The sequence below is a fragment of the Bradyrhizobium genosp. P genome (assembly GCF_049949265.1).
In the GTDB taxonomy this organism is placed as follows: domain Bacteria; phylum Pseudomonadota; class Alphaproteobacteria; order Rhizobiales; family Xanthobacteraceae; genus Bradyrhizobium.
Genome location: NZ_CP188195.1, coordinates 1,844,856 through 1,857,343, shown reverse-complemented (window position 1 = coordinate 1,857,343; position 12,488 = coordinate 1,844,856). Strand labels below are relative to the sequence as shown.

Below are 12,488 nucleotides of genomic sequence, written 5' to 3'. Positions count from 1 at the left end.
GTTCTAACCATTACCTAGGGAGTGCCGTTGCTGCTGCCAGATGCATCTGGGCTGAACGGATACCGCGTGTCCAGTGTCATGGATCGTTAACAATCAGATCCAACCCTGAAGCTCGCGCAGCACGAGCTGGCGGATCACGTCCATGCCGCCGTCGCTGTCGTTGAGACAGGGGATCGCGGCGAACTGCTCGCCGCCATTATGCGTGAAGATCTCGGCGTTTTCCTGCGCGATCTCCTCCAGCGTCTCCAGGCAATCGGCGGAGAAGCCGGGCATCACCACGGCAATTCGCCGCACACCGTCTTTTGCCAGCTTCGCGACGGTCTTGTCCGTATATGGTTGCAGCCACTCGGCGTTACCGAAGCGCGATTGAAATGTCAGGACCAACCGGGAGGACTCGAGCCCGAGCCGTTTGCGCAGGGCGTCCGTTGTTGCGATGCACTGCGCCTCGTAGGGGTCGCCCTTGTCGACATACGATTTCGGCATGCCGTGGAACGACGCAAGGATGACTTCGGGCTGGAACGAGAGGCTGGCCATATGCGCATTGATCGAAACCGCCAACGCCTCGATGTAGTCGGGGTCGTCGTAGTAGGGCGGCGTCACGCGCAGGATCGGCTGGTCGCGCATACCGGCCAGCACGCGAAACACCTCGTCGCAGACGGTGGCCGAGGTTGCCGCGGAATACTGCGGATAGAGCGGCACGACCAGGAGGCGGCCGCAGCCCTGCGCGGCAAGTGCTGCGATCCGCGAGGCGATCGACGGGTTGCCATAGCGCATCGCCCAGTCGACCACGACATGGGCGTGATCGGCGATATCGGCCGCCAGCCTCTCGGCCTGCGCGCGCGTGATCGTCTTCAGCGGCGACTCGTTCTTCTCAGTGTTCCAGATCTTCTGGTAGTCGCGTGCCTTGCGGGCGGGCCGGATACACAGGATGCCGGTGAGGATCAGCTTCCAGAGCAGGCCCTGGTTCTCGATCACCCGCGGATCGGACAGGAATTCCTTGAGGTAAACCCGGACGCCGGCGGCATCGGCCGTATCCGGCGTCCCGAGGTTGACCAGCAGCACGCCGACGCGCTCCGGCGTCGCTTCCGCGGCCGGCTTCGCGCTCTCGAAGGGGATGACCGTGCTCATGATCGTGGGCTTCGCGCGTTGCTCCGACCTTGTCAAGCCGAGCGCGAGTTGGCTACGGTTCGGTCCGGCTTTTGTTTTGACGCGTTTTCTTGACGCGAACCGGGTCCACTTCGCTCGAAAACGCTATGGGAAGGAACCATGACGGTCGCCGAATGGTGCGTCTTCGGGACGCTGATGCTCTCGATCCTGACGATCGCATCCGTGAAATGGATCGGCTTCCGCCGCTTCGACAATTCCCGGCCGCGCGATCCCGACTTCTATGACGACCCGATCGGCGCGCGGGCGCTCGGCGCGCACCAGAACGGCGTCGAGGCTTTCCCGTTCTTCGCGGCCGCCGTGCTGCTCGCCGAATTCCGCATCGGCCCGTTGCGCCTGATCGACGAACTGGCGGTGCTGTTCCTGATCGTCCGCATCGCCTATGTCTTCACCTATGTCGGCAACCGGCCAACGCTGCGCTCGATCCTGTGGAGCATCGGTTTCGCGATCAACATCGCGATCTTCTTCCTGCCGGCGATAAGGGGCTATTTGCCGGGGTGATGCCGCTTCTTCTCCCTCTCCCCGTTCTTGCGGGGAGAGGGCCGGGGTGAGGGGCTGCTTCTGCACATGCAGTCGCAGGGGAGTGCGCGGTGAGTCCCCCTCACCCGCCGCGCAGGCACGCGGCGACCTCTCCCCGCAAGCGGGGCGAGGTGACCTAAAAACACGTCACCCGCTCGGCCGCGACATAGCCGAACAGCAGGCCGAGCCCGAACAGCAGCACGAGCCCGGCGGCGCCGAATTCCAGGCCGCGCATGATCAGCACGCCGCCGCCATCCCGCGTGGCGCTCAACTTCTCCGCAATGCCGCGCGCCGACACGGCGGCGATCGCGATCGCCGCGACGGTGATCGCGGTCCCGAGCCCCATCACGAAGGCCGCGGCAATGCCGGCCCAGAACAGGCCCTGCGCCAGCGCGAACACCAGCACCAGGATCGCGCCCGAGCACGGCCGGATCCCGACCGTGAAGATCGCACCCAGGCCGCGCTGCCAGCCGCCGGGACCGGCGAGTTCGGCCGGCGTCGGCCCGTGCGAATGCCCGCAATGCTCGTCATGAACATGGTGCGGATCGTGGCCGTGATCATGGTCATGGTCATGGTCATGACCGAGGTCATGACCGTGGTCGTGGCGCTCATACGCGTGATGGTGGTGGTGATCATGGCCTTGGTCGTGGTCGCCATGATCATCCTGCGGCGCTCCCGCCATCGCCAGCGCCGGGCGCGGCACCTGCAGCGCGCGGATGAAGCCGCCGCCTTTGACCCAGACGAGGCGGGCGCCAAACGCGGCGATCAGCGCGTAGCTTGCGATCTCGATCGCCTTCTCTGCCCCGCACATGGTTTTCGCCGTGGCGTTGAGCAGCCAGGCGCAGATCGCGACGATGATGACGGCGACCAGCGACTGCATCAGCGCCGAGGCAAACGACAGCACGATGCCACGCCGCGCGGTCTCGCGATTGGCGACCAGATAGGACGAGATTACCGCCTTGCCGTGGCCCGGGCCCGCGGCGTGAAAGATCCCGTAGGCAAAGGAAATGCCGAGCAGCGTCCAGACCGCCGAACCGTCGGACTTCGCGGCGCGAATGGTCGCCGATATCTCGCGATAGAATTCCGACTGTTTTGCGAGCAGCCAGCCGATGATCCCACCTTGCGGCTCAGGTGCGCGCGGCGCGCCGAAGGGATTCTGCGCCAGCAGCGTGTGAATCGCGCCATCGAGCAGGGCGAGTACGGCCAGCACGGCCGCAGAGATAGCAACGCCGCGCATCACGCGAGACAATTTCGGCATCATGGGCACTCCACCACAATCTTGTTGGCGAACATCATGGCGAAATTGCTTGCGCTGCCGTCGAGGAAATTCTGCTCGCCGAGCTTCTGTGCGGCTGCGCTGCCGTCATTCGGCCGCTGGAACTGCATCTTGCAGTCGGCCGATGCACCGACCAGCTTGATCGGGTTCTTCTCTGCGTATTGGAAGTCGATGAAGTAGGTCGGATCGAACACCTCGAGCGAGAGCTGTTTGGCCTTGAATGGCGTCTTCACCGGCAGGGTGAAGTGCAGCGTCAGTTCCGTATCCTTGTATTCGAGGAAGTAGTCGACCGGCTCGGTGAACTTCTGCTTCTTGCCGTCGGCCTTGGCGAAGGTGAAATAGGCATATTCCTTCAGCGACTCGACATTGGTCTGCGCGAGTGCCGCGAGTTCCTCGCGGCTGTAGGCGCCCTTGGTCTTGGCCTCGATGCCCTGCAACGCGTAGGACGAGAACATGTCGTCGAAGGTCCAGGCGTGGCGCACGCCGGTGATGGTGCCGTCGGGGGCATAAATCAACTCGCTCCTGGCAGTGATCCAGACATGGGGATGGGCTTGGGCTGCCGCCGCGCCGAGCACGACGGCAGCCGCAAGCACGAGCCAGGCGATGAGGCGGTTGAAGGCCGGCCTCACCTTCAGGCAGCCTCTGGCGTCTCGAGCAGGCCGCGGCGGCGCAGCAGCGCGTCCGGCTCGGGCTCGCGGCCGCGGAAGGCGACATAGGCCTCCTCGGGGTCGCGCGAGCCGCCCGACGAATAGATGTCGTCAAGCAGCCGCTTGGCGGTGGCGGGATCGAAGATGTTGCCGGCCTCCTCGAAGGCGCCGAATGCGTCGGCATCCATCACCTCCGACCACATGTAGCTGTAATAGCCGGAGGCATAATGGTCGCCGGAGAATATGTGGCCGAACTGGGTCGGCCGGTGCCGCAGCGAGATTTCGGCGGGCATGCCGATCTTCTCCAACTCGTTTTTCTCGAACGCCCGGACGTCGCGGCTGGCCGCAGCCGGCTGGGTGTGGAATTCGAGGTCGATCAGCGCCGAGGAGACGAACTCCACCGTGGCAAAGCCCTGGTTGAACCTGCGTGCGGCGAGGAAGCGCTTCAACAGGTCGTCGGGCAGCGGCTCGCCGGTCTCATAGTGCCGGGCGAAGCGCTGCAGCACCTGCGGCTGCTCCTGCCAGTGCTCATAGAGCTGGGACGGGAGCTCGACGAAGTCGGTGAACACGGAAGTGCCTGACAGCGAGGGATAGGTCACGTCGGAGAGCATGCCGTGCAGGCCGTGGCCGAACTCGTGGAACAGGGTCCGCGCGTCGTCGGGCGACACCAGCGACGGCGCGCCGTCGGCGCCCTTGGCGAAGTTGCAAACATTGATGACCAGCGGCGCGACGTCGCCGTCGAGCTTCTGCTGGTCGCGCAGCGAGGTCATCCAGGCGCCGGAGCGCTTCGAGGGCCGGGCGAAGTAGTCGCCATAGAACAGCGCCTTGTGCTGGCCGGCGCGGTCCTTGACCTCCCAGACCCGGACGTCCTGGTGCCAGACCGGGATGTCCTTGCGCTCCGCGAAGGTGACGCCGAACAGCCGGGTGGCACAGTCGAAGGCGGCCTCGATCATGTGGTCGAGCACCAGATAGGGCTTGATCGCCGCATCGTCGAAATTGGCGCGCCGCTGCCGGAGCTTTTCGGCGTAGTAGCGCCAGTCCCAGGGCGCCAGGGTGAAATTGCCACCGTCCTCGGCGATCAGCGCCTGCAGCGCGTCGCGGTCGGCAAGCGCCCGCGCCCGCGCCGGCTTCCAGACCCGCTCTAGCAGGCCGCGGACCGCCTCAGGCGTCTTGGCCATCGAATCCTCAAGCCGGTAGGCGGCGTAGGTCGGGAAGCCCAAGAGCTTCGCGCTCTCCTCGCGGAGCTTGAGAATCTCCACGATGGCCTCGTTGTTGTCGTTGGCGTTGCCATTGTCGCCGCGGGCGGTGAAGGCCTTATAGACCTTCTCGCGCAGGTCGCGCCTTTCTGAGCTTTGCAGGAACGGCTCGACCGAGGAGCGCGACAGCGTCACAATCGCCTTGCCGGGCATGCCGCGCTGTTCTGCCGCGGACTTGGCGGCCGCCACAAATGTGTCGGAGAGGCCGGCGCGGTCGCCCTCGCCGAGCTCCATCGACCATTCCTGCTCGTCGCCGAGCAGATGATGGCTGAAGGAGGTGCCGAGATGGGCGAGCCGCTCGTTGATCTCAGCCATCCGTGTTTTTGCGGACTCGTCGAGCCCGGCGCCGGCGCGGTGGAAGCGGGTATAGGTCCGCTCCAGCAGGCGCGTCTCCTCTCCGGTCAGGCCGAGCGTCGCGCGCTTCTCGTGCAGCATCGCGATGCGGCCAAACAGCACAGCGTTCATCATGATCGGATTCCAGTGCCGCGCCATCCGGAGCGACACCTCCTTGTCGATCTCGAGGATATCAGGGTTGGAGTGCGCCGAGACCAGGTCGTAGAACACCGCCGCGACCTTCGAGAGCAGCTTGCCGGAGCGCTCCAGCGCGGTGATGGTGTTGGCGAAGTCGGGCAGCGTCGGATCATGGGTGATCGCGGCGATTTCGGCCGAATGATCGGCGAAGGCCTGCTCGAAAGCGGGCAGGAAATGCTCCGGCTGGATCTCGGCGAAGGGCGGCGTCTCGAACGGCGCCTGCCAGGGCTTCAGGAGGGGATTGGCCGAAATCTGGACGTCGGCCTGTGCGCTGGTTTCTGACATCAGATATCCCGTTTTTCGCCTTGGAAATAAGCTCCAGTCTATATCACGCGAAACGGCATTTTTGGGCCTTTTGCGCTTGATAGATGGGCACTTTTCGGAGAGATTGCGCCCCTTGAACAGGACCTATTTCATGAGCATGCAGCCCACCACGTCAGCCAAGCGCGAGATCCTCTGGCCGAGCGTCATCACCGTCATCTCAGCGGCGATCCTGATCGGCGCGGAAGTGTTCGGCGCGGCGTTCGCCGGCGGCTGGGCGCTCGCGATCCTGATCGGGCTCGACGACACCGGCGCCCACATCCTGCAGGCCGTGCTGTTTGCCATCGGCGTCTTGATCATGATCGCTTTCATCCGCGCCGCTCAGCGCATCGAGCCGTTCACGCGCCGCGCCTGAGGCGCGATTCAAGAAAGCGCTGCGGCACAGGGCTCAAACGCACACGCTTCGTTAGCCATTCTTAACAGCCGTTCATCTTCAGCGCGCTCCAGCGCGTGCCGCGCGCGAGCTCGCAAGCTCGCGTTAGGGAAATTTGTCGCTATCGCAAAAAAAATCTTGCGAACCAGAGTCAAAAGACTTATTTCCTGCCTTGCCCAATTTCGCACGTGCCTGTGGTCGTGTGTCAGTCGGTAGGTATCCGGACAAGAGGCCGGACAGCCGCCAAGGGGTGGATGAACCGAGGGTCGCTTACGTCCGTCAGGACACGAGGCGGCCAGCATCTCTCTCCAGGGATGCCGCTGAAGGTCTCACCACTCTTTGCAACCGTGACTGGCAGCCGGAGGCGAACCGGCGCACCCCGCTCTCAACGGGGGACGCGACTTAAAGCAACGACGGATCGGGCTTTTTTGGTCTCTACCGGCAGTCCAACGCCGGCGCGGGCTACTGAAAAGGCTTGTCCTTCATTGCCAGGTGTGCGGGCGGGAAACTCTCCCAACCAATCCACGGCAGCACAGTCTGGTTTGAGTCTTTTGGCTTCGTTGCGCCTCCATCGCGCGATGTGGCCGGAGCGCTCTCATCCGACGTCACGTTGATGCGGATCCCGTCGCTGGGACCGGGAGAATGCCATGACCGAACGTATCCAGGAATTCCTGCGCAACCGCCGCAGCGAGGGCCAAGACACCGAGCCGTGCCTCGTCGTCGACCTCGAAGTCGTGCGCGACAACTACCAGACCTTCGCTAAGGTGCTGCCGGACAGCCGCGTGTTCTACGCGGTGAAGGCAAATCCTGCGCCCGAAGTGCTGTCGCTGCTGGCTTCGCTCGGCTCCTGCTTCGATACCGCAACCGTTGCGGAGATCGAAATGGCGCTGGCCGCCGGTGCGACGCCGGACCGCATCTCCTATGGCAACACGATCAAGAAGGAGCGTGACATCGCGCGCGCCTTCGCGCTCGGCATTCGCCTGTTCGCGGTCGACTGCGCCGCCGAGGTCGAGAAGGTCGCCCGTGCCGCTCCCGGCGCCAAGGTGTTCTGCCGCATCCTTTATGACTGCGCCGGCGCCGAGTGGCCGCTGTCGCGCAAGTTCGGCTGCGATCCCGAGATGGCGGTCGACGTGCTCGACCTCGCCAAGCGCGTCGGGCTGGAGCCGTGCGGCATTTCGTTCCATGTCGGCTCGCAGCAGCGCAAGGTGAAGGCGTGGGACCGCGCGCTCGCGATGGCGTCGAGCGTGTTCCGTGACTGCGCCGAGCGCGGCATCAATCTCACCATGGTCAACATGGGCGGCGGATTCCCGACCAAGTACCTTAAGGATGTTCCTCCGGTCCTGCAGTACGGCCGGTCGATCTTCCGCGCGCTGCGCAAGTATTTCGGCAACCAGATCCCGGAAACGATCATCGAGCCGGGCCGCGGCATGGTCGGCAATGCTGGAATCATCGAGACCGAAGTCGTTCTGATCTCCAAGAAGAGCGACGAGGACGAGGTGCGCTGGGTCTATCTCGACATCGGCAAGTTCGGCGGTCTCGCCGAGACTATGGACGAGTCGATCCGCTACGCCATCCGCACGCCGCATGACGGGGCGGACATGACGCCGTGCGTGCTCGCAGGCCCGACCTGCGATAGCGCCGACGTGCTGTACGAGAAGCTGCCGTATCCGCTACCGGTGACGCTCGAGATCGGCGACAAGCTGCTGATCGACGGCACCGGCGCCTATACGTCGACCTACTCGTCGGTGGCGTTCAACGGCATTCCGCCGCTGAAGACCTACCACATCTAAGCCGCCTCCTTTTTAGAGGCCTGACGAACCGGGAGCCGGCCAGCCGGCTCCCTCCCTGTCATTTTTGACTTTCTGAACGACGCTTGCCGCGGCGTGCAAACAGCCGTTGCAAGCGAGGACTGACGTGCCATGACTGCAAAACGGAACACCCCCGTTGCCCTCATTCGGAATGCCGCTCCGTTCGCGATCCGCGCGGAACGAGCCTCCGACGTCGTCGCGCGCGAAGCGCTGCTGGATGCCTGCTTTGGCGACAACCGCCATGCCCGCATTTGCCAGCGCCTGCGCGACGGACGCGCGCCCGCCGGAGGCCTTGGCCTCTCGGCCGTGCGCCAGGACGGCCGGCTGGTTGGAACCGTGCGGTTGTGGCACGTCAGCGCGGGGGGCCGCGCTGCGCTGATGCTGGGGCCGCTGGCGGTGGACGATTCCTGCCGCGGCCTCGGCGTCGGCGCCGCCCTGATGAAGCGCGGGCTGACCGCCGCCAAGGCGCGTGGCCACGGCGCGGTGATCCTGCTTGGCGATGCGCCCTACTACATCAGGTTCGGCTTCTCGGCCGCCAAGACCGGCGAACTCTCGCTGCCGGGCGCATTTGAGCGCGAGCGGCTGCTCGGCCTCGAACTCGTCGAAGGCGCCCTCGACGGCGCCTGGGGCATGATCACGCCGACCGGCGAGTTGTTGCCTAACGCGAAGGCATCCCGAGGCCGCAAGGCCCCGCTCGCCGTTCCGCACGCGGCTTGAGGCGGCCGCCATGTCCGAGAGCCTTCCTACAACCGACGTCGCGCGTCCGCGTTTGCGCAGCCTCGTCACGACGATCGTGGTCGTCCTGATATCTGTCATGATCGTGAGGGACATTCTGATCCGGCGGTGGACCGGCGCACCACCCTCGCCGCCGGACACCACCCAGCAGTCCCGCTGAGCCCGCCGCGGAGGGGTTGCGCGGGCCTGCGAAAAGCCCGTAAACCCCGCGCAAAGCTCTCTTCAGCCGAGGTCCCAAATGTCCCGTCGCCTGATTTCCACCGGCTCGCCTTTCGAGAAGACCGCCGGCTACAGCCGCGCCGTCATCGACGACGACTTCGCCTTCGTCGCTGGAACCACCGGCTACGACTACACCACAATGACGATGCCTGATGATGTCACGAGCCAGTCACGCAACTGCTTCAAGACCATCGAGGCTGCCCTCGAGGAGGGAGGCTTCGCGATGGCCGATATCGTCCGCGCGACCTACTACCTCACCGACGCCAACGAAGCGGACGCCCATTTCGCGGTTTGCGGCGAGGTTCTCGGCGACATCCGGCCGGCCGCCACGCTGCTGATCGTCGCAGGGCTCTACAAGCCCGAGATGAAAGTCGAGATCGAAGTCACCGCGAAGCGCCGCAGCGCCTGATCCACCCTCACCATTTGTCCGACAGCACTTTCCGGAGAAACCATCCCATGAGCCCCGCCTCGCAGATCTACGCGAAGATTACCGGCCCCATCGTCATGGTCGGCTTCGGCTCCATCGGCAAAGGCACGTTGCCGATGATCGAGCGGCATCTCGATTACGACAAGTCGCGCATCACCGTGATCGATCCCAAGGACGAGGGCCGCAAGGCACATTGCGAGAAGCACAATGTAAGGTTCATCCAGCAGGCCGTGACCAGGGACAATTATCGCGACTTGCTGACCCCGCTACTCACTGAAGGTGGCGGCCAGGGTTTTTGCGTCAATCTCTCGGTCGATACCGGCTCCACCGACATCATGGAGCTCTGCAACGAACTTGGTGCTCTTTATATCGACACCGTCAACGAGCCCTGGCTCGGCTTCTATTTCGATTCGTCGAAGGGCCCGGAAGCGCGCTCCAACTACGCCCTTCGCGAGGTGACGCTGGCCGCCAAGAAGGCGCGCCCCGCGGGCTCGACGACGGCCGTCTCCTGCTGTGGCGCCAATCCCGGCATGGTCTCCTTTTTCGTCAAGCAGGCGCTACTCAATGTCGCCGCCGATCTGAAGCTCAACGCCCCCAAGCCGAAGACCAAAGCCGAATGGGCGGACTTGATGCGGCAGGCTGGTATCAAGGGCATCCACATCGCCGAACGCGACACCCAGCGCTCCAAGTCGCCGAAAGAGCCGGATGTCTTCGTCAACACCTGGTCGGTGGAAGGTTTCCTGTCGGAAGGCGTGCAGCCCTCCGAACTCGGTTGGGGCACCCATGAAAAATGGATGCCCGAGAATGCGCGTACCCACGAAGCCGGCTGCGGCGCCGCCATCTACCTGATGCAGCCCGGCGCCAACACACGCGTGCGCAGCTGGTGCCCGACCCGCGGCGCGCAGTATGGCTTCCTCGTCACTCACAACGAATCGATCTCGATCTCCGATTACTTCACGGTGCGTGACGCATCGGGCACGGCGATCTATCGGCCGACCTGCCACTATGCCTATCATCCGGCCGACGATGCCGTGCTGTCGCTGTTTGAAATGTTCGGCCGCGCAGCGAAGATGCAGGAAAAGCACCACATCCTCGATGAGAACGAAATCATCGATGGCATCGACGAGCTCGGCGTGCTGCTGTTCGGCCATGACAACAACGCCTACTGGTATGGCTCGCAGCTCTCCATCGAAGAGACCCGCAAACTCGCGCCCTATCAGAACGCCACCGGCCTGCAAGTGACCTCCGCCGTGCTCGGCGGCATGGTGTGGGCGCTGGAAAACCCGAACGAAGGCATCGTCGAAGCCGACGAGATGGATTTCGATCGTCTGCTCGAAATCCAGATGCCGTATCTCGGGCCGGTCAAGGGTTACTACACCGACTGGACCCCGCTGAAGGACCGGCCCGGCCTGTTCCCGGAGGACATCGACACCTCCGATCCGTGGCAGTTCCGCAACATCCTGGTGCGCTGACAAGCGCGCCTTCGCCTCCCCTGATCGCCTTCCGGGCAATGGCCTTGGGCCGGCCTCGGTGCTAACCAACCGGCCGGCCGCTTGGCATCCGGGAGGTTCGTATGAAATATCTGGCCTGCATCGCGGGAGGCCTCAGCCTTTTGATCATGCCCAACGCTTGGGCGGCAGACACCGGGCAGTTGCCCTGCAAGACCACGCAGGAATGCAACGAAAACGCCGCGAAGATCGGCGCCAACGCGCCCAGCGGCGCGCAGCCCTCGACCAGCAAATCGGATGCTGCCGAAGATCAGTTCTACTGGCTCAACAGGATCAACAAGGCCTCCACCGTCATGCTGGTGGAGGAAGGCATTTTCCCGAAGGATGTCGGCCAGTTGATCGCCAAGGGCGTGGACTACACGATCCGCCAGGCGCAGCAGCCCGACGGCAAACGCCCGAGCGACGTGCTCCAGATCGAGAAGATCATGACCGACAAGGTCGGCGAGGAAGCCTCCGTCATTCACGCCGGGCGCAGCCGTCAGGACATGTACCCGACGTATCGTGCTGCCAAATTACGGAACCAGACGCTGGATTTTGCCGAAGCGCTGCTTGGCTTGCGCGCCAGGCTGCTCGCCAAGGCGGCCGACAACCTCGACACGCTGATGCCCGGCTACACCAACGGGGTGCAGGCCGTGCCGATCACCCACGGTCACTACCTGCTGGCCCACGAAGAATCCTTCGAGCGGGATCAGCAGCGCATCAGCGACGCCTATCGCCGGCTCAACCTCAGCCCGATGGGCGTCGGCGTGATGTCCGACTCGATCTGGCCGCTCAACCGTGCACGCCTCGCCCAGCTCCTGGGCTTTGACGGCATCGTCGAGAACTCGATGGACGCCAACCAGGTGATCCCGTTCGACAACCAGCTTGAAGCCACCGCCATCGCCAACTCGGCCGCCATTCGTGTCGGCGTGATGATGCAGGATTTGCACACGCAATACGCCGAGGTTCGGCCGTGGCTGCTGCTGCAGGAGGGCTCGACCTACACCAGCAGCGCCATGCCGCAGAAGCGCAATCCGGGCCTGATCATGCAGGCGCGCATCGCCGCGTCCGACGTGGTCGGCCTGTCGGACGCCGTGTCGATCCGCGCGCACAACGTCACGTCGGGCATGGTCGACTACAAGTTCGAGTTCGAGGATCTCGGCCTGTTCCCACGCGCCATCAAGATGGTCAACGCGGCGGACGGGGTATTCGACGCGATCGTGGTCGACAAGGCGCGCGCCAGGGAGGAGCTGGAAAGCGACTGGACGTCGACCATGAACCTCGCCGAACTGCTGTTGCAAGCGCACCAGATTCCGTTCCGCGTGGGGCACGGCTTCGCGTCGCAAATGGTCAGCTATGCGCGGCCGCTGGATCTGACGCCCAAGACCATTCCGTTCGACGCAGTGACGGACCTGTTCGCCAAGACGCTCGCCAAATTCAACATGCCGGCGCGGCCTTTCCCGATGAGCGAGGCTGAATTCAGGGAGGTCATGTCGCCTGAATGGATCGTGGCGCACACCAAGGGGGTGGGCGGACCGCAGCCTGCCGAAACCGGGCGCATGCTCAAGGAAGCCCGGCAGCGCCTCGATGCGGACGAGGCCTGGCTCGCGGCACAGCGCGACAAGCTTGCCAAGGCCGACGCTGCGCTCGACCAGAGCTTTGCCGCCCTGCTGCCGAAGGACGGCGAACACTAGTTGCGACCCGGGGCGCGTCTTGAACGCGCAC

General features: G+C 64.3%; 12 protein-coding genes. 8 read left to right on the top strand and 4 right to left on the bottom strand.

Annotated elements, in window-relative coordinates; all coding sequences use genetic code 11:
• Positions 1 to 93: 93 nt before the first annotated feature.
• On the bottom strand, positions 94 to 1,128 hold the full coding sequence (hemH, locus tag ACP2YO_RS09115) for a ferrochelatase (protein WP_426440563.1): 1,035 nt from the start codon (positions 1,126 to 1,128) through the stop codon (positions 94 to 96).
• 138 nt (positions 1,129 to 1,266) lie between these two features.
• Here hemH and ACP2YO_RS09110 point away from each other — a divergent pair, with 138 nt between their 5' ends.
• Entirely contained in the window at positions 1,267 to 1,665 is a 399-nt protein-coding gene (locus ACP2YO_RS09110) for an MAPEG family protein (protein ID WP_426440562.1), read from the top strand.
• A 154-nt stretch (positions 1,666 to 1,819) separates the two neighbouring features.
• On the opposite strand, the gene ACP2YO_RS09105 is transcribed toward ACP2YO_RS09110, so the two are convergent.
• The 3 genes from ACP2YO_RS09105 to ACP2YO_RS09095 are packed head-to-tail and all read right to left on the bottom strand — an operon-like array spanning position 1,820 to position 5,678.
• A complete protein-coding gene (locus ACP2YO_RS09105; RefSeq protein ID WP_426440561.1) occupies positions 1,820 to 2,944 on the bottom strand; it encodes a nickel/cobalt transporter in 1,125 nt (374 codons plus the stop codon).
• Positions 2,941 to 3,588, bottom strand: coding sequence for a DUF1007 family protein (locus tag ACP2YO_RS09100; protein WP_426440560.1), 648 nt, complete (start codon positions 3,586 to 3,588; stop codon positions 2,941 to 2,943). Before ACP2YO_RS09100 ends, ACP2YO_RS09105 begins: the two co-directional genes overlap by 4 nt.
• Before the next feature lie 2 nt (positions 3,589 to 3,590).
• Positions 3,591 to 5,678: a M3 family metallopeptidase gene (locus ACP2YO_RS09095; protein ID WP_426440559.1), complete on the bottom strand. Its 2,088-nt coding sequence runs from the start codon at positions 5,676 to 5,678 to the stop codon at positions 3,591 to 3,593.
• Between the two features lie 130 nt (positions 5,679 to 5,808).
• Here ACP2YO_RS09095 and ACP2YO_RS09090 point away from each other — a divergent pair, with 130 nt between their 5' ends.
• The 7 genes from ACP2YO_RS09090 to ACP2YO_RS09060 all read left to right on the top strand — a co-directional run bounded on the left by ACP2YO_RS09090 (position 5,809) and on the right by ACP2YO_RS09060 (position 12,457).
• On the top strand, positions 5,809 to 6,069 hold the full coding sequence (locus tag ACP2YO_RS09090; RefSeq protein WP_426440558.1) for a hypothetical protein: 261 nt from the start codon (positions 5,809 to 5,811) through the stop codon (positions 6,067 to 6,069).
• 665 nt (positions 6,070 to 6,734) lie between these two features.
• Positions 6,735 to 7,877: a type III PLP-dependent enzyme gene (locus tag ACP2YO_RS09085; RefSeq protein ID WP_426440557.1), complete on the top strand. Its 1,143-nt coding sequence runs from the start codon at positions 6,735 to 6,737 to the stop codon at positions 7,875 to 7,877.
• 129 nt (positions 7,878 to 8,006) lie between these two features.
• Positions 8,007 to 8,612, top strand: a complete 606-nt coding sequence (locus tag ACP2YO_RS09080; RefSeq protein ID WP_426440556.1) for a GNAT family N-acetyltransferase — start codon at positions 8,007 to 8,009, stop codon at positions 8,610 to 8,612.
• A gap of 10 nt (positions 8,613 to 8,622) precedes the next feature.
• A complete protein-coding gene (locus ACP2YO_RS09075; RefSeq protein WP_426440555.1) occupies positions 8,623 to 8,790 on the top strand; it encodes a hypothetical protein in 168 nt (55 codons plus the stop codon).
• Positions 8,791 to 8,868: 78 nt separating this feature from the next.
• Positions 8,869 to 9,258: a RidA family protein gene (locus ACP2YO_RS09070; RefSeq protein ID WP_426440554.1), complete on the top strand. Its 390-nt coding sequence runs from the start codon at positions 8,869 to 8,871 to the stop codon at positions 9,256 to 9,258.
• Between the two features lie 47 nt (positions 9,259 to 9,305).
• Positions 9,306 to 10,748, top strand: coding sequence for a homospermidine synthase (locus ACP2YO_RS09065; RefSeq protein WP_426440553.1), 1,443 nt, complete (start codon positions 9,306 to 9,308; stop codon positions 10,746 to 10,748).
• Between the two features lie 101 nt (positions 10,749 to 10,849).
• Positions 10,850 to 12,457: a lyase family protein gene (locus ACP2YO_RS09060; protein ID WP_426440552.1), complete on the top strand. Its 1,608-nt coding sequence runs from the start codon at positions 10,850 to 10,852 to the stop codon at positions 12,455 to 12,457.
• Positions 12,458 to 12,488: the final 31 nt, after the last annotated feature.